The organism is Rhizobium sp. AQ_MP, from assembly GCF_014237835.1.
GTDB lineage: Bacteria > Pseudomonadota > Alphaproteobacteria > Rhizobiales > Rhizobiaceae > Allorhizobium.
Genome location: NZ_JACJVI010000007.1, coordinates 1 through 17,158, shown reverse-complemented (window position 1 = coordinate 17,158; position 17,158 = coordinate 1). Strand labels below are relative to the sequence as shown.

Here is a 17,158-nt window from a genome sequence, read left to right as displayed (position 1 = left end):
TCCAGTCTACCCGAAAAACACATCCCCAGCGGAGACCGACATCATTCCGTCGGCACCGCGGTCGAGCAACAAAACTCCCTTATCATCGATTCCGGAAAAGATACCGGAAATCGAGCGATCCGGGAGGTTCACGGTGATTTTCTCACCAATGCCGCAGGCGACGCCGCGCCAGCGGTGGACAATCTCGGCAATCCCCCTGCCCTCATCCCAGATGGAGAGTATCTCGGCCATCTCGGCGAAGAGATGAGCGAAGAATTCCGCAGGCGACGTCGCTGCGCCCTCATCGGCCAGAGACGTGACAGGATAGAGGGCGAGGTCCGGGCGATGCGTGATATTAATGCCGATACCGATCGCCAGCGCCATGTGTCCATCGGCAAGGCGTTCGGCCTCCAGCAAAATGCCAGAGGTCTTCTTGCGGCCGATCAAGACGTCGTTCGGCCACTTGATCTCCACCGGCTCACTGCCTGGCGGCATGACCGACTGGACCGCCGCGTGGACCGCGAGCGCCACGGCCAGTGGCAGGGAGCCGAGTTGTTCGGGTGGTGCAGGGTCGATGAGCAGCAGGGTGGAATAGAGATTGCCTCGTTCCGAAACCCAGGGTCTGCCCCGACGCCCACGCCCACCCGTCTGGCGCTCGGCTGTCAGCCACAGAAAACCGGAATCGCCCGCGCGAGCGCGGGCGAATGCTTCCGTATTGGTGGACGAAACTTCGTCTAGGGCTTCGTGCCGGAAATCATCAAGCGAGATCCGGCGCGGTCTACCAAGGCTGCTCAATTAAACAACGTCTTCGCAGCTGCTTCGGCAGCAGTCCCAAGCGGGCCGCCGAAGAGGACATAACCGACCACGAAGAGGCCGGAGAGACCGAAGACGAGACGAAGCTCGATCGACGTCCGGGCGAACTCGCCCTTTGCTTCATCGAACCACATGACCTTGATGATGCGCAGGTAGTAATAGGCACCGATAACCGAGGCGAGCACACCGATGATCGCCAGCGCATAAAGCTTGGCTTCGATCGCGGCCACGAAGACGAAGTACTTGGCGAAGAAGCCTGCGAGCGGCGGGATGCCGGCGAGCGAGAACATCAACGCGGTCAGCACGAAGGCCATGAAGGGGCGCGTTGTCGACAGGCCGGCGAGATCGTCGATGTTCTCGACATTGCCGCCTTCCTTCTGGCGCATGGCCATGATGCAGGCGAAGGTGCCGAGCGTCATGACCAGATAGATCATCATGTAGAGCAGGACGCCGGCGACGCCGGTGTCATTGCCGGCGGCCAGCCCGACCAGCGCGTAACCCATATGACCGATCGAGGAATAGGCCATCAGTCGCTTGATGTTCTTCTGACCAATCGCAGCGACCGAACCGAGTACCATCGACGCAATCGCGATGAAGACGACGATCTGCTGCCACTCGGCAAAGATCGGCAGGAAGGCTTCGATGACGATACGGACGAAGATCGCCATGGCGCCGATTTTCGGGGCCGCCGCCAGGAAGGCGGTAACCGGGGTTGGCGCACCTTCGTAAACGTCCGGCGTCCACATGTGGAACGGCACGGCAGAGATCTTGAATGCCAGACCTGCGAGGACGAAGACGAGGCCGAAGATCAGGCCGAGCGAGGGTTCGCCCTGCGAGAGAACGGCGGCGATTTCGTCAAAGCCGGTGTTGCCGGTGAAGCCGTAGACCAGCGACATGCCGTAGAGCAGCATGCCCGACGACAAGGCGCCGAGGACGAAGTACTTCAGGCCGGCTTCTGTCGAACGCAGGCTGTCGCGATTGATGGCGGCAACGACGTAGAGCGCGAGCGACTGCAGTTCGAGCGCCATATAGAGCGTGATCAGGTCGTTGGCCGAGATCATCAGCATGACGCCGAGGGTCGCGAGCACCAGCAGGACCGGGAATTCGAACTTGTCGAGGTGGTCGTAGCGGGCGTGACCAACGGCCATGATCATCGCCGTCACCGAGCCGATGAGTGCGAGGATCTTCATGAACTTGGCGTAGCCGTCCGCGAGGTAGGCGCCATTGAAGGCCTCTCCCTCCGCGCCGGAGAAGATGAGCCAGGCACCGGAGAAGATCAGAAGTGCGATCGCAAGGCCCGTGACGACACTGTTCGACCGATCGCCCGAAAACACGCCGATCATGAGCAGCACCATGGCGCCCACCGCCAGGATCAGTTCCGGCGTGACCAGGTGCAGGCTAGCAATGAGAGTTTCAACGGTCATGTCCAAAGGATCCTGTCGTCAGTTCGCAACCAGCGCCAGAGACTGGGCTGCTTGCAAGGCTGCGGAGTAGTTGTTCACCAGATTGTCGACGGAAGCGGCGGTCGCATCGAGGATGGGAGCCGGATAGACGCCGAAGAAGATGGTGAGTGCGATCAGCGGGTAGAGAACCAGCTTTTCGCGAGCGGAAAGGTCGAGCATTGCCTTCAGGCTTTCCTTCTCCAGCGCGCCGAAGACCACCCGGCGATAAAGCCAGAGCGCGTAGGCGGCCGAGAGGATGACGCCGGTGGCGGCAAAGAGCGCGACCCAGGTGTTGACGCGGAAGACGCCGATGAGGGTCAGGAATTCGCCGATGAAGCCCGAGGTGCCCGGCAGGCCGACATTCGCCATAGTGAAGACCATGAAGGCCAAGGCGTATTTCGGCATGTTGTTGACCAGACCACCATAGGCCGCGATCTCGCGGGTATGGAGACGGTCATAGATGACGCCGACACAGAGGAAGAGCGCGCCAGACACGAAGCCGTGGCTGATCATCTGGAAGATCGCACCCTGCACGCCCTGCTGGTTGGCGGCGAAGATACCCATGGTCACGTAACCCATGTGGGCGACGGAGGAATAGGCGATCAGCTTCTTGATGTCTTCCTGCATCATCGCGACCAGCGAGGTGTAGATGATGGCAATCACCGACAGCGCGAAAACGAAAGGTGCGAAGAAGTCGGAAGCGAGCGGGAACATCGGCAGCGAGAAGCGCAGGAAGCCGTAGCCGCCGAGCTTCAGGAGGATGCCCGCCAGGATGACCGAGCCTGCGGTCGGGGCCTGAACGTGCGCGTCCGGCAGCCAAGTATGAACAGGCCACATCGGCATCTTCACCGCGAAGGAAGCGAAGAAGGCGAGCCAGAGCCAGGTCTGCATCTGCGGCGGGAAGTCGTGCTGCAGGAGAGCAGCAATGTCGGTCGTGCCGGCATCCCAGTACATCGCCATGATGGCAAGCAGCATCAGCACCGAGCCGAGCAGCGTATACAGGAAGAACTTGTACGACGCGTAGACGCGATCCTTGCCACCCCAGACGCCGATGATGATGAACATCGGGATCAGGCCGGCCTCGAAGAAGACGTAGAAGAGCACGATGTCGAGCGACACGAAGACGCCGATCATCAAGGTCTCGAGGACCAGGAACGCGATCATGTACTCCTTCAGGCGCTTCTCGACCGAGGTCCAGCTCGCGAGAATGCAGAAGGGCATCAGCAGCGTCGTCAGGATGACGAACAGCATCGAGATGCCGTCGACGCCGACATGGTAGGAAATGCCGGTCCCGAGCCAGGAGTGCTTCTCCACCATCTGGAAGCCGGTATTCGAATTGTCGAAGTTGATCCAGATGAAGAGCGACACGACGAAGGTGAAGACCGTCGTCAGCAGCGAGACGTTCAGGATGTTGCGGCGGCCGAGGGAGGTGTCACCACGGGTCAGCAGCAGCAGAGCCACGCCGACCAGAGGAAGGAAGGTGACCGTCGAGAGAATGGGCCAATCGGTCATCAGAGGGAGCTCCCGAGCATCATCCAGGTAACGAGGGCCGCAATGCCGATCAGCATCGCGAAGGCATAGTGGTAGAGGTAGCCGGACTGCAGGCGGACAACCTTCTGGGTCAGACCGCCGACGGCCGAAGCAACACCGTTCGGGCCATAGGCGTCGATGGTGGCAACGTCACCCTTCTTCCAGAGGAAGCGGCCGAGCGCCTTGGCGGAACGAACGAAGAGGAAGTCGTAGAGTTCGTCGAAGTACCACTTGTTGAGCAGGAACTGGTAGAGCAGCCACTGCTGTTCGGCGAGCTTCTTCGGGGCCGACGGGTTCTTGATATACATGTACCAGGCCGTGACGAAGCCGAGCGCCATAGCGACGAAGGGGCTCCATTTCACCCACTTCGGCACTTCATGATACTCTTCGAGGATGGTGTTGGTCGGCAGCGTGAAGAGAGCGCCCTTCCAGAACTCGGCATAGTGATGGCCGAAGAAGTAGTCGTGGAAGATGAAGCCGGCGACGACGGCGCCGATGCCGAGCAGCAAGAGCGGCAGCAGCATGACCATCGGCGATTCATGGACGTGATGCATGACGTCTGCGGAAGCGCGCGGCTTGCCGAAGAAGGTCATGAACGCCAGGCGCCACGAGTAGAAGCTGGTGAACAGCGCTGCAATGACCAGCAGGGTGAAGGCGAAACCGCCGACAGCCGAGTGCGAGGCAAAGGCAGACTCGATGATCGCATCCTTCGAGAAGAAGCCTGCGAAGCCGATGACCGTGCCGGGGATACCGACGCCGGTGAGCGCCAGCGTGCCGATCGTCATCGCCCAGAAGGTGTAGGGGATGTGCTTGCGCAGGCCACCCATGTAACGCATGTCCTGCTCGCCATCGACGGCATGGATGACGGAGCCGGCGCCCAAGAACAGCAGCGCCTTGAAGAAGGCGTGCGTGAAGAGGTGGAAGACGGCTGCGCCATAGGCGCCAACGCCAAGTGCCACGAACATGTAGCCGAGCTGCGAGCAGGTCGAATAGGCGATGACGCGCTTGATGTCGTTCTGCACGAGGCCGACGGTCGCAGCGAAGAAGGCCGTGATCGCGCCGACGATGGTGACGACGGTGAGAGCATCCGGCGAGAGTTCGAAGACCGGCGACATGCGGGCAACGAGGAAGACGCCGGCGGTGACCATGGTCGCGGCATGAATGAGGGCCGAAACCGGGGTCGGGCCTTCCATGGCGTCCGGCAGCCAGGTGTGCAGCAGGAACTGCGCCGACTTACCCATCGCGCCCATGAAGAGCAGCAGGCAGGCGCCGGTCAGCGCATGGCTGCGGTCGAGCTGCAGACCAAAGAGGTTCAGGACGACTTCCGGCGCCGCATTCGGATCGGCCGGCAGATAGGACTGGGCCGAGGCGAAGATGGTTTCGAAGTTGATCGAACCAAACATCACGAAGATGGCGGAAATGCCGAGAATGAAGCCGAAGTCACCGACGCGGTTGACGATGAAGGCCTTCATGGCAGCGGCAGACGCAGAGGGCTTCTTGAACCAGAAGCCGATCAGCAGATAGGACGCCAGACCCACGCCTTCCCAGCCGAAGAACATCTGCAGCAGGTTGTCCGACGTGATGAGCATCAGCATCGCGAAAGTGAAGAGCGAGAGATAGGCAAAGAAGCGCGGCCGATGCGGGTCGTGATGCATGTAGCCGATTGAGTAGAGGTGCACGAGGCACGACACCGAGTTGACGACCACGAACATGACCGCCGTCAGCGTGTCGACGCGGAAGGCCCATTCGACATCGATGCCGCCGGACTGGATCCAGCGCAGGACCGGAACCTTGATGACCTCGTGGGCCTCATGGCTCATGGCGACGTTGAAGAACACGATCCAGGAGAGCACCGCGACGATGATCATCAGACCGGTGGTGATGTATTCCGAAGCCTTGGCACCGATCTGACGGCCGAAGAGGCCGGCGATCAGGAAGCCGATCAGGGGAAGAAAGACGATAGCCTTGTAGATCATGACCCGATCAGCCCTTCATCATGTTGACGTCTTCGACGGCGATGGAGCCGCGATTACGGTAGAAGACCACCAGGATCGCGAGACCGATAGCCGCTTCAGCGGCAGCAACCGTCAGGATAAACAGCGCGAAGACCTGGCCGACGAGGTCGCCGAGGAAGGTCGAAAAGGCCACCATGTTGATGTTGACGGCGAGCAGGATGAGTTCGACCGACATCAGGATGACGATGACGTTCTTGCGGTTCAGGAAGATACCGAAGACGCCGAGGGTGAAGAGGATGGCACTCACCGTGAGGTAGTGGGAAAGACCGATTTCCATTTTTCTGTTCCTTGACCTCGTACTCGGCTCAGACGCCCTGGCCCGGCTTGACCTTGACCACCTTGACGGCCGTCTCGGGCGTGCGGGCGACCTGGGCGGAGATGTCCTGGCGCTTGATATTGGTGCGATGGCGCAGCGTCAGCACGATCGCGCCGATCATGGCAACGAAAAGCACCAGGCCGGCAATCTGGAAGAAGAAGACGTAATCCGTGTAAAGCACGTCACCCAGCGCCTGGGTGTTCTGGCGCTCGGCGATTGCCGGGATCGGCTGGGTAATGGCCAGCTTCGCCTCCGGGCTGATGGCGCTGCCGCCGATGACGACCACGAGTTCGACGGCGACGATGAGGCCAATCAGGGCGCCGATCGGCGCATACTTGGCCGCACCTGCCCGAAGCTCGGTAAAGTCGATGTCGAGCATCATGACGACGAAGAGGAAGAGAACCGCCACCGCGCCGACATAGACGACCAGCAGGATCATCGCCAGGAATTCAGCGCCCGTGAGGAGCAGAAGACCCGCTGCGTTGATGAAGGTCAGAATGAGGAACAGGACCGAATGGACCGGGTTCCGAGCCGATATCACCATGAAGGCCGAAGCCACCGCGACAAAGGCGAAGAGATAGAAAAAGAGAGCCTGAAGACCCATGTTGGTGCCTTTTCATCTTCCCCCGGACGAGGGCCCTGCCCCGCCGCCCGATTAGGCGTGTCCGATATCCCCATCGGCACGCCCGTTACAAATTTCATCATGTGCCCCGGCGAAGCCCCGCGCTCCGCCTGAGGCGATTGACCCCTGAGGGATCAGCGGTAGGGAGCGTCCATCGCGATGTTGCGCGCGATTTCACGTTCCCAGCGGTCGCCGTTGTCGAGCAGGCGTGCCTTGTCGAAATAGAGTTCTTCGCGGGTCTCGGTGGCGAACTCGAAGTTCGGACCCTCGACGATCGCGTCGACCGGGCAGGCTTCCTGGCAGAAACCGCAATAAATGCACTTCACCATGTCGATGTCGTAACGCACCGTGCGGCGGGTGCCGTCATTGCGGCGCGGACCGGCCTCGATGGTGATGGCCTGGGCAGGACAGATCGCCTCGCAGAGCTTGCAGGCGATGCAGCGCTCTTCGCCGTTCGGATAGCGGCGCAGCGCATGCTCGCCACGGAAGCGTGGTGAAACCGGGCCCTTTTCGAACGGATAGTTGATCGTCGCCTTCTGCTTGAAGAAGTAGCGCATCGACAGGAAGAATGCGCCGACGAACTCCTTCAGGAAGAGCGAATTGATAGCCTGTGCTATTGCCATCTTATTCTCCAATGCAGCCGAGGTTCAGGTCGGGCGTCATTACGCCCAACCCATCAGCTTGAGCACGAATGCAGTGATGATGACCATGGCGAGCGAGATCGGAAGGAAGACCTTCCAGCCGAGACGCATCAGCTGGTCATAACGGTAGCGCGGTACGAAGGCCTTCACCATGGCGAACATGAAGAAGACGAGCGTGGCCTTCAGCACGAACCAGATGATGCCGGGGACCCAGTTCAGGTACCAGACGTCGACCGGCGGCAGCCAGCCCCCGAGGAACAGAATCGTGGTCAGCGAGCACATCAGCACGATGGCCGCATATTCGCCGAGCATGAACATCATGTACGGGGTCGAGCCATATTCGACCATGAAGCCGGCCACGAGTTCGGATTCGGCTTCCGGAAGGTCGAAGGGCGGGCGGTTGGTTTCCGCCAATGCCGAGATGAAGAAGATCACGAACATCGGGAAGAGCGCCAGCCAGTGCCAGTCGAGGAAGGAGGCCGGAAGACCCATCATCGTGCCGAGACCGGTGTTCTGGGCAAGCACGATGTCGGTGAGGTTCAGCGAGCCGACGCAGAGCAGGACGGTGACGATCACGAAGCCCATGGAGACTTCGTAGGACACCATCTGGGCTGCGGAGCGGAGCGCGCCGAGGAAGGGGTACTTCGAGTTCGATGCCCAGCCACCCATGATGATGCCGTAGACTTCGAGCGAGGAGACCGCGAAGACGAAGAGGATGCCGACATTAATGTTGGCGATCACCCATCCGGCATTGACCGGAATGACGGCCCAGGTCGCAAGCGCCAGTGTCACGGCGACGAGCGGTGCGAGCAGGAAGACGCCCTTGTTGGCGCCGGCCGGAATGATCGGCTCCTTGAAGACGAACTTCAAAAGGTCGGCAAAGGACTGGAAGAGACCCCAGGGGCCAACCACGTTCGGGCCACGGCGCAACTGGACGGCTGCCCAGATCTTGCGGTCAGCGAGAAGGATGTAGGCGATGAACACCAGAAGGCAGACGAGCAGAAGCAGGGACTGCCCGACGATGATGGCCGCCGGCCACACATAGGTGGAAACGAAATTATCCATGGTCCCCTGCCCTTACTCTGCCGCAGCCTTGAAGTTGTTGCGGGCCAATGCCGAGCACTCGGCCATGACGGCCGAAGCACGCGCGATCGGGTTCGTCAAATAGAAGTCTTTGACCGGCGACGCAAACAGAGACTTGGCCATCTTCCCGGGTTTTTTCGCCAGTGCAGCAATATCGGCCGAAGAGCCCGGCGCGATCTCGTCGATCTCGGCGAAATGCGGGTAGGCTTCATAGAGCTTGGCACGCAGCTCCGACAGCGAATCAAACGGCAGCTTCTTGCCGAGCACGTCGGAAAGTGCACGCAGGATTGCCCAGTCTTCGCGGGCCTCGCCCGGGGCGAAGCCGGCACGGTTGCCCATCTGGACGCGGCCTTCGGTGTTGACCCAGGTGCCAGATTTTTCAGTGTAGGTCGCGCCCGGCAGGATGACGTCGGCATGGTGTGCGCCGTTGTCGCCATGGCTGCCGATATAAACCACGCACTTGGCGGTCTTGGCGGAGAAGTCGAGTTCGTCGGCGCCGAGCAGGAAGACGACGTCGAGCGAGGAGAGCATCTGACCGGCGGCAACAGCGCCTTCGCCCGGTACGAAGCCCAGGTCGAGCGCACCGACGCGGGCGGCTGCGGTGTGCAGGATGGCGAAACCGTTCCACTCGTCCGTGAGGGCGCCAACATCGGCTGCGAGCTTGGCGGCGTTTGCAAGAACCGCCTTGCCCTCTGCACCGATCAAAGCGCCCTGACCGATGATAACAAGCGGGTTCTTCGCGGCCTTCAGCGTTTCAGCGAAGCTGTTCTTGCCGGAGACGAGGTCTGCCAGCGTTTCGGTGCCAGCACCGAGATACTCATAGGGGTAACGCAGTTCGCCGCCTTCGCCGATCACGCCGATCGGCAGGCCGCCACGGCGCCAGCGCTTGCGGATACGAGCGTTGAGAACCGCAGCCTCGTAGCGCGGGTTGGCGCCGACGATCAGGATTGCGTCAGCGGCTTCAATGCCTTCGATGCCGGCGTTGAAGAGATAGGTCGAGCGACCGAGCGACGGATCAAGTGCCGTCCCATCCTGGCGACAGTCGGTATTTGCGGACCCCAGTGCGTTGACGAGCGACTTCAGCGCGAAGATTTCTTCGACCGAAGCGAGGTCACCGGCGACAGCACCGATCTTGTCGGCAGAGGTCGCAGCGACGGCCGACTTGATCGCTGCAAAGGCCTCGCCCCAGGAGGCCGGCTGCAGACGACCGTCCTTCCTGACGTAAGGGCGGTCGAGACGCTGGGTCTTCAGGCCATCCCAGACGAAACGGCTCTTGTCGGAGATCCACTCTTCGTTGATCTGCTCGTTGACGCGCGGCATGATGCGCATGACTTCGCGGCCGCGGGTATCGACGCGGATCGCAGAGCCGAGCGCGTCCATGACATCGATCGATTCGGTCTTGTTCAGTTCCCACGGACGCGCCGTGAAGGCGAAGGGCTTGGATGTCAGCGCACCGACCGGGCAGAGGTCAACGACATTGCCCTGGAGCTCTGACGTCATCGCCTGCTCAAGATAGGTGGTGATCTCGGCATCTTCGCCACGGCCGATCAGGCCGAGTTCGGCGATGCCGGCGACTTCGGTGGTGAAGCGGACGCAGCGCGTGCAGTGAATGCAGCGGTTCATCACGGTCTTGACCAGCGGTCCGATATACTTGTCTTCGACGGCGCGCTTGTTCTCGGTGTAGCGCGAGCTATCGATACCAAAAGCCATGGCCTGGTCCTGCAGATCGCATTCGCCGCCCTGGTCGCAGATCGGGCAATCCAGCGGGTGGTTGATCAGCAGGAATTCCATCACGCCTTCGCGGGCCTTCTTGACCATCGGCGTGTTGGTGAAGACTTCCGGCAGTTCGCCATTCGGGCCGCCACGGATGTCGCGCACGCCCATGGCGCAGGACGCTGCCGGCTTCGGCGGGCCACCCTTCACCTCGACAAGGCACATGCGGCAATTGCCGGCGACCGACAGCCGCTCATGGAAACAAAACCGCGGAACCTCGGCGCCAGCTTCCTCACACGCCTGCAACAGCGTGAAATGATCCGGAACCTCGACCTCTTTGCCGTCGATCTTCAGCTTAGCCATATTCGCCTTCCTGCCTCACGCTTCCGCGCATCCTGCCGTGGCATTCCTGCCGCGACTGACAGCCCTCGTCCGCACCGGATGAACGCTGCCGGTTTTATCCCTCAAGCCCGGCGCATCGCCCCCGCGCGGCCGGACCGTAGTCTCACTTTCCTGACCGAGCCTTGCCACCCGCCAACCGGCGCGCCTGGCCTGCCCAGTCGTCTCGCAGCACGCGGCCGTCGAGACCCAATTCCGTGTCCAGCGCAATCAGCGCCGTCTCTTCCATCTCAGCCAGATCCTGGAAGCGGGTAATCCCCCTGCCCTTCAGGACCTGTTCGACCTTCGGCCCGATGCCATCGATCCTCTTCAGATCGTCGGCCTTGCCGGAAGCCTTTTTCGGCTTCGGTGCCGGAGCAGCAACCTCGACCTTGGGTTCAAGCTTCGCCTTCCCCTTTGGTGCCGCCGCCGGTTTTTCCACCGTCTTGGCCTTCGGTGCCGGTTTCGGCTTTACAGCCTTGGCGACCGCCGGTTTTGCCCGGGTTGCAGCCTTGGCCTTGACCTGCGGCGCCGCCGGCTTTTCCGACTTGACCTTCGCCGGGGCCGGCTCGGGTTTAACCTTCACGACCGGCGCCTCGGCCTTGACCTCGCGTTCGGCTGCCGGCTTGGCCTCCGCCGCCTTTCGCTCTTCTTCCAGCTGCCGGGCAATCTGGCCGGTCACTTCCATGGCGCCCTGGATGGAGCCGAGGAAGAGCTTGCCCATCTGCGCCGCCATGCCGAAGCCGAACGCGGTGGCGGCGGCCATGGCGGCCGCCGGGTTGGTCATCAGGTCTTCGAGGCCTTCGGGGGCGCGAGCGTCGGATGCCGGTTCGTCCGGCCCCTTCTTCCCGCCCTTGTCCGAAGAGCCTGTCATCCCCGTCGTTCCTTACTCTGCCGCTTCCATGACCACCCCGTGGGCGATCGCGTTGCGGGTGTACTGGTCGATGCGCTTTTCCATTTCAGGACGGAAATGCTTGATCAGGCCCTGGATCGGCCAGGCGGCAGCATCACCGAGTGCACAGATCGTGTGGCCTTCGACCTGCTTCGTCACCTGGAAGAGCATGTCGATTTCACGCTTCTGGGCATTGCCCTTCACCATGCGTTCCATGACGCGCATCATCCAGCCCGTGCCTTCACGGCACGGCGTGCACTGGCCGCAGCTCTCGTGCTTGTAGAAGGCCGAGAGGCGCCAGATCGCCTTCACGATATCGGTCGACTTGTCCATGACGATGACGGCGGCGGTGCCGAGGCCGGAGCCCAGCTCGCGCAGACCGTCATAGTCCATGATCGCGTCCTTCATCTGGGCGCCCGGCACGCAAGGCACCGAGGAACCGCCCGGGATGACGGCAAGCAGGTTGTCCCAGCCGCCGCGGATGCCGCCACAGTGCTTTTCGATCAGCTCTTGGAAGGTGATCGACATGGCTTCTTCGACCGTGCACGGCTTGTTGACGTGGCCGGAGATCGAGAACAGCTTGGTGCCGGCATTGTTCGGGCGGCCGAAGCTTGCATACCAGGACGCGCCACGACGCAGGATGGTCGGGGCAACGGCGATCGACTCGACGTTGTTGACCGTGGTCGGGCAGCCATAGAGACCCATGTTGGCCGGGAACGGCGGCTTCAGACGGGGCTGGCCCTTCTTGCCTTCGAGGCTTTCGAGAAGTGCGGTTTCTTCGCCGCAGATATAGGCGCCGGCGCCGTGATGTACGACGATGTCGATGTCGTAGCCGAGCTTGTTGTTCTTGCCGAGGAGACCGTAGTCATAGCACTCGTCGATCGCGGCCTGCAGGGCTTCGCGTTCGCGCATAAACTCGCCACGGACATAGATGAAGGCATGATGCGCGCCCATGGCGAAGGACGCGATAACGCAGCCTTCGATCAGGGTGTGCGGATCATGGCGCATGATCTCGCGGTCCTTGCAGGTGCCGGGTTCCGACTCATCCGCATTGACCACGAGGTAATGCGGACGGCCGTCGCTCTCCTTCGGCATGAAGGACCACTTGAGACCGGTGGGGAAGCCTGCGCCGCCGCGACCGCGAAGACCGGAGGCCTTCATCTCGTTGATGATCCAGTCCCGGCCCTTTTCGAGGATTTGCTTGGTGCCGTCCCAGTGGCCTCGCGCCATGGCGCCCTTCAGGGACTTGTCCTTGAGGCCGTAGATATTGGTAAAGATGCGATCCTGATCTCTCAACATAACCTAACCTCTCAGCGCGGCTTCTTGCCGAAGACCTTGATGTATTCCGCTTCGCCACCCTTGGCGAGCGCCTTGGCCTGCTTGACCCAGTCGTCCCGCTCGATGCGGCCGGAGAACTTGAGATAGGTATCGACCCACTCGCGTTCTGCCTTCTTCCACTTGGCGATCTGATCGAACTTGTAGATGCCAAGTCCATTCAGCGTCGCCTCGATCTTCGGACCAACGCCGGAGATCATCTTCAGATCGTCAGGCGTTTCCGGGCGTTCGATGCCGGCCGGACGGTTCTTTTCGTCCATGACCGGAGCAGCGGCGGGCGCTGCTGCCGGCGTCTTTTCGACCGGGCGTGCCGTATCGGCATTGTCGCCCTTCTGCTTGACGTTTTGGGCGGCTGCCTTCTTGGCAGTGGCCGGCGTCTTGAGCGACTTGTCGGTTTCCGGGGCATCGGTCACCGGCTTTGCGGCATTTGCCGGCGGGACCGAGGCTTCGGCAACCTTTTCGGATGCGGGCGCGTCGCTGAAGCGGATCGGCTGAATGTCGTCGGTCAGCGTGGTCGGGCCGCCGACAGGTGCCGAGAAGATGCGATCCACCTGGGGACCTGGCTTGATGTCGGAGCCACGGCCTGCTGCGAAACGGTCGATGATGTGCTCAAGCTGCGTTGCCGTGAGGTCTTCATAGGCGTCCTTGAAGATCATCACCATCGGCGCATTGACGCAGGCGCCCTGACATTCAACCTCTTCCCAGGACAGCGTACCGTCGGCATTGCGCTCGAAGGGCTCCGGATGGATCTTCGACTTGCAGACGTGGATGAGATCTTCCGCGCCGCGCAGCATGCAGGGGGTCGTGCCGCAGACCTGGATATGGGCGCGGGTACCGACCGGCTTCAGCTGAAACTGGGTGTAGAAGGTCGCGACTTCCAGGACGCGGATATAGGGCATGTCGAGCTTTTCAGCGACATACTCGATCGCAGCCTTGGTCACCCAGCCTTCCTGCTCCTGCGCGCGCATCAGGAGCGGGATGACAGCCGATTGCTGGCGGCCCGCCGGGTATTTGCGGATGGTGGCCTCAGCCCATGCGGTGTTTTCCGCATTGAAGGAAAAGCCTGCCGGCTGGAATTGCTCTTCGGCTAGTCGACGAACGGACATTCTTCCTCACGCCTTGTCTCAGTTTATGGCGCCACACCGCGTATTCGTCACATTGGCGAATTCGCAGGCATAGGCCGAATTGTCTTTCTGAAGGAATACGAAAAGCTTCGAGCCGGTCCAGCTGGAGCTCTTGATCTCGTATCCATCCTGGATCAGCTGGGCCATCGACACCGTTGTCCTCGACGATACGGCGCTTTCTTCCTGGGCCACCGCCTGGGTGGCTCCGAGACAGATCAGCATTGCCGCGAGGATCTTCAGCATCAGCGGTCAACTTCTCCGAACACGATGTCGAGCGAGCCGAGGATCGCCGAGACGTCGGCCAGCTGGTGGCCGCGGCACAGGAAATCCATGGCCTGCAGATGTGCATAACCCGGGGCGCGGATCTTGCAGCGGTACGGCTTGTTGGTGCCGTCCGACACGAGGAAGACGCCAAACTCGCCCTTGGGGGCTTCGACAGCGGCGTAAACCTCACCGGCCGGCACGTGATAGCCTTCGGTGTAAAGCTTGAAGTGGTGGATCAGGCCTTCCATAGAGCGCTTCATCTCGCCACGCTTCGGCGGAACGACCTTGCCGTCCAGCGACGACACCGGACCGGTCTTGGCATCGCCCAGCAGACGGTTGACGCACTGCTTCATGATCTTCACCGACTCGCGCATTTCGAACATGCGGATCAGGTAACGGTCGTAGCAGTCGCCGTTCTTGCCGACCATGATGTCGAAGTCGAGATCGGCATAGCACTCGTACGGCTGCGACTTGCGCAGATCCCAGGCAGCGCCGGAGCCGCGGACCATGACGCCGGAGAAGCCCCAGGCCCAGCAATCATCAAGGCTCACAACCCCGATATCGACGTTACGCTGCTTGAAAATGCGGTTGCCGGTGAGCAGTTCGTCGATGTCGTCGAGCTTTTCCGGGAACTGATCGCACCACTTGCCGATATCCTCGACCAGCTGATGCGGCAGGTCCTGGTGAACGCCACCGGGACGGAAGTAGGCGGCATGCATGCGGGCGCCGGAGGCGCGCTCATAGAACACCATCAGCTTTTCGCGCTCTTCGAAGCCCCAGAGCGGCGGCGTCAGCGCACCGACGTCCATGGCCTGGGTCGTGACGTTCAGGAGGTGCGAAAGGATACGGCCGATTTCCGAGTAGAGAACGCGGATCAGCTGGCCACGGATCGGGATCTGGATGTCGAGAAGCTTCTCGACGGCCAGCGAATAGGCATGCTCCTGGTTCATCGGCGCGACATAGTCGAGACGATCGAAATAGGGCAGCGCCTGCAGATAGGTCTTGGTCTCGATCAGCTTTTCGGTGCCGCGATGCAGCAGGCCGATATGCGGATCGACGCGCTCGACGATTTCGCCGTCCAGCTCGAGCACCAGGCGAAGAACGCCGTGCGCAGCCGGATGCTGCGGGCCGAAGTTGATGTTGAAGTTGCGGACGTTATGCTCGGTCATGGTCCCTGCCCTTCCGCTCACTTGGCTGCTTTTTCATCGCCGGGCAGCACGTAGTCCGTGCCTTCCCAAGGCGAGAGGAAGTCGAAATTGCGGAATTCCTGCTTGAGCTCGACCGGCTCGTACACGACGCGCTTGGCCGAGTCGTCGTAGCGAACTTCGACGAAGCCGGTCGTCGGGAAGTCCTTGCGCAGCGGATGGCCCTCGAAACCGTAATCGGTGAGGATGCGGCGCAGGTCCGGATGGTCCGTAAACAGGATTCCGTACATGTCCCAGGCTTCCCGCTCAAACCAGTCGGCGCCGGGGAACACCGGGCAGGCCGACGGAACCGGCTTGAATTCACCGGTCGAGACCTTGATGCGGATGCGCAGGTTCTGGCGCGGCGACAGGAGGTGGTAGACCACGTCGAAGCGGTCTTCGCGCTTCGGATAGTCCACGCCGCAGATGTCGATCAGGTTGACGAAGCCGCACTGGACGTCGTCGCGCAGGAAGGTCAACAGCGGGAGCAGGTTTTCCGACTTCGCCGTCAGGGTCAGTTCGCCAAAGCGGATCTCGCTCGAGGCGATCAATGCACCGCGCACCTCTGCGAGATAGGAAGCGAGCTCGTTCAGGGCTTCACTCATGTTATCAGTCCCTTCGCCTTACCGCTCGATCGTGCCCGTGCGCCGGATCTTCTTCTGCAGGAGCATCACGCCATACAGCAGAGCTTCTGCCGTGGGGGGACAGCCCGGCACGTAGATATCGACCGGCACGACGCGATCGCAGCCGCGCACGACGGAATAGGAATAATGGTAGTAGCCGCCGCCATTGGCGCAGGAGCCCATCGAGATGACGTAACGCGGCTCCGGCATCTGGTCATAGACCTTGCGGAGCGCGGGGGCCATCTTGTTGGTCAGCGTGCCAGCAACGATCATCACGTCAGACTGGCGCGGGCTGGCACGCGGCGCGAAACCAAAGCGCTCGGCATCGTAACGCGGCATCGACAGCTGCATCATTTCGACCGCGCAGCAGGCGAGACCAAAGGTCATCCACATCAGCGAGCCGGTACGGGCCCAGTTGATGAGCTCGTCAGTGGAGGTGACGAGGAAGCCCTTGTCAGCCAATTCGTTGTTGATTTCGCCGAAGAAGGCGTCGTCGCTGCCGATCGGCTTGCCGGTGTTGGGATCGATGATGCCCTTGGCCTGTGGCGCCACCAGCGTGGTGTTGGACTGGATCACTCCCATTCGAGCGCCCCCTTCTTCCATTCATAGATAAAGCCGACGGTGAGAACACCGAGGAAAACCATCATCGACCAGAAGCCGAACCAGCCGATCTCGCCGAAAGACACTGCCCAGGGGAACAGGAAGGCGACTTCGAGGTCGAAGATAATGAAAAGGATCGACACCAGATAGAAGCGGATATCGAACTTCATGCGCGCATCATCGAAGGCGTTGAAGCCGCACTCGTAGGCCGACAGCTTTTCCGAATCGGGCGCCTTGTAGGCCACGGCAAAGGGCGCCACGAGGAGCGCGATACCGATGATCAAGGATATGCCGATAAAGATGGCGATCGGAAGGTAAGAACTGAGCAGATCAGTCATCATATCACCCTGCTTGTCTCGCATGCCTGACGGCATCTAGGGCGGAGGCGACAAGCCGTAAAGAGAGTTGCAACGCGCCGTGGTTAGCGCAGGCAGCCACCTAGCGCAAGTCCAACCAAAGCCTTTTCACCCGATACCCGCAGCCACCTTACCAGCGGGTAAAATGCATGTCTCGCGCAATCGCGCGTGCAGTGCAAAAACCCTGAGGCACAACAGCCCTATCGCAGGCCGCACACATCACAGAAACATTTGAGAACGGAAGTGGC

The 17,158-nt window shown here is 61.3% G+C and carries 17 protein-coding genes; all 17 read right to left on the bottom strand.

What is annotated here, in order from left to right:
- Positions 1-6 precede the first annotated feature (6 nt).
- The 17 genes from H6M51_RS12110 to H6M51_RS12030 all read right to left on the bottom strand — a co-directional run bounded on the left by H6M51_RS12110 (position 7) and on the right by H6M51_RS12030 (position 16,892).
- Entirely contained in the window at positions 7-774 is a 768-nt protein-coding gene (locus H6M51_RS12110; protein WP_185810110.1) for a biotin--[acetyl-CoA-carboxylase] ligase, read from the bottom strand.
- Positions 771-2,216: an NADH-quinone oxidoreductase subunit NuoN gene (gene nuoN / locus H6M51_RS12105; RefSeq protein WP_185810109.1), complete on the bottom strand. Its 1,446-nt coding sequence runs from the start codon at positions 2,214-2,216 to the stop codon at positions 771-773. The genes H6M51_RS12110 and nuoN overlap by 4 nt, the downstream gene beginning before the upstream one ends.
- An 18-nt stretch (positions 2,217-2,234) precedes the next feature.
- Complete coding sequence (locus H6M51_RS12100; protein WP_185810108.1) at positions 2,235-3,746, bottom strand: NADH-quinone oxidoreductase subunit M; 1,512 nt, start codon at positions 3,744-3,746, stop codon at positions 2,235-2,237.
- Entirely contained in the window at positions 3,746-5,740 is a 1,995-nt protein-coding gene (gene nuoL / locus H6M51_RS12095) for an NADH-quinone oxidoreductase subunit L (protein ID WP_185810107.1), read from the bottom strand. Before nuoL ends, H6M51_RS12100 begins: the two co-directional genes overlap by 1 nt.
- A gap of 7 nt (positions 5,741-5,747) precedes the next feature.
- Entirely contained in the window at positions 5,748-6,056 is a 309-nt protein-coding gene (nuoK, locus tag H6M51_RS12090; RefSeq protein WP_006727580.1) for an NADH-quinone oxidoreductase subunit NuoK, read from the bottom strand.
- A gap of 28 nt (positions 6,057-6,084) precedes the next feature.
- A complete protein-coding gene (locus H6M51_RS12085; RefSeq protein WP_185810106.1) occupies positions 6,085-6,699 on the bottom strand; it encodes an NADH-quinone oxidoreductase subunit J in 615 nt (204 codons plus the stop codon).
- A 152-nt stretch (positions 6,700-6,851) separates the two neighbouring features.
- A complete protein-coding gene (nuoI, locus tag H6M51_RS12080; RefSeq protein WP_054159036.1) occupies positions 6,852-7,340 on the bottom strand; it encodes an NADH-quinone oxidoreductase subunit NuoI in 489 nt (162 codons plus the stop codon).
- A gap of 39 nt (positions 7,341-7,379) precedes the next feature.
- Entirely contained in the window at positions 7,380-8,423 is a 1,044-nt protein-coding gene (nuoH, locus tag H6M51_RS12075) for an NADH-quinone oxidoreductase subunit NuoH (RefSeq protein ID WP_185810105.1), read from the bottom strand.
- Positions 8,424-8,435: 12 nt separating this feature from the next.
- The gene (gene nuoG, locus H6M51_RS12070) at positions 8,436-10,517 is read right to left on the bottom strand and encodes an NADH-quinone oxidoreductase subunit NuoG (RefSeq protein ID WP_185810104.1); all 2,082 of its coding nucleotides are present in this window, start codon (positions 10,515-10,517) and stop codon (positions 8,436-8,438) included.
- A 142-nt stretch (positions 10,518-10,659) separates the two neighbouring features.
- The gene (locus H6M51_RS12065) at positions 10,660-11,406 is read right to left on the bottom strand and encodes a 5' DNA nuclease (protein ID WP_185810103.1); all 747 of its coding nucleotides are present in this window, start codon (positions 11,404-11,406) and stop codon (positions 10,660-10,662) included.
- A 12-nt stretch (positions 11,407-11,418) separates the two neighbouring features.
- The gene (nuoF, locus tag H6M51_RS12060) at positions 11,419-12,723 is read right to left on the bottom strand and encodes an NADH-quinone oxidoreductase subunit NuoF (protein WP_185810102.1); all 1,305 of its coding nucleotides are present in this window, start codon (positions 12,721-12,723) and stop codon (positions 11,419-11,421) included.
- 11 nt (positions 12,724-12,734) lie between these two features.
- A complete protein-coding gene (locus H6M51_RS12055) occupies positions 12,735-13,865 on the bottom strand; it encodes an NADH-quinone oxidoreductase subunit E (protein ID WP_185810101.1) in 1,131 nt (376 codons plus the stop codon).
- 18 nt (positions 13,866-13,883) lie between these two features.
- Positions 13,884-14,126, bottom strand: a complete 243-nt coding sequence (locus tag H6M51_RS12050) for a hypothetical protein (RefSeq protein WP_185810100.1) — start codon at positions 14,124-14,126, stop codon at positions 13,884-13,886.
- Positions 14,126-15,316 carry an NADH-quinone oxidoreductase subunit D gene (locus tag H6M51_RS12045; protein ID WP_185810099.1) on the bottom strand — a complete coding sequence of 397 codons (1,191 nt, stop codon included), beginning with the start codon at positions 15,314-15,316 and terminating at the stop codon, positions 14,126-14,128. Before H6M51_RS12045 ends, H6M51_RS12050 begins: the two co-directional genes overlap by 1 nt.
- Before the next feature lie 17 nt (positions 15,317-15,333).
- Positions 15,334-15,936 (bottom strand): NADH-quinone oxidoreductase subunit C, encoded by a 603-nt coding sequence (locus H6M51_RS12040; protein ID WP_185810098.1) that lies wholly within the window; start codon positions 15,934-15,936, stop codon positions 15,334-15,336.
- 18 nt (positions 15,937-15,954) lie between these two features.
- Entirely contained in the window at positions 15,955-16,536 is a 582-nt protein-coding gene (locus H6M51_RS12035; RefSeq protein ID WP_113459393.1) for an NADH-quinone oxidoreductase subunit B family protein, read from the bottom strand.
- Positions 16,527-16,892 carry an NADH-quinone oxidoreductase subunit A gene (locus H6M51_RS12030; protein WP_069043838.1) on the bottom strand — a complete coding sequence of 122 codons (366 nt, stop codon included), beginning with the start codon at positions 16,890-16,892 and terminating at the stop codon, positions 16,527-16,529. Before H6M51_RS12030 ends, H6M51_RS12035 begins: the two co-directional genes overlap by 10 nt.
- Between the last annotated feature and the right edge of the window lie 266 nt (positions 16,893-17,158).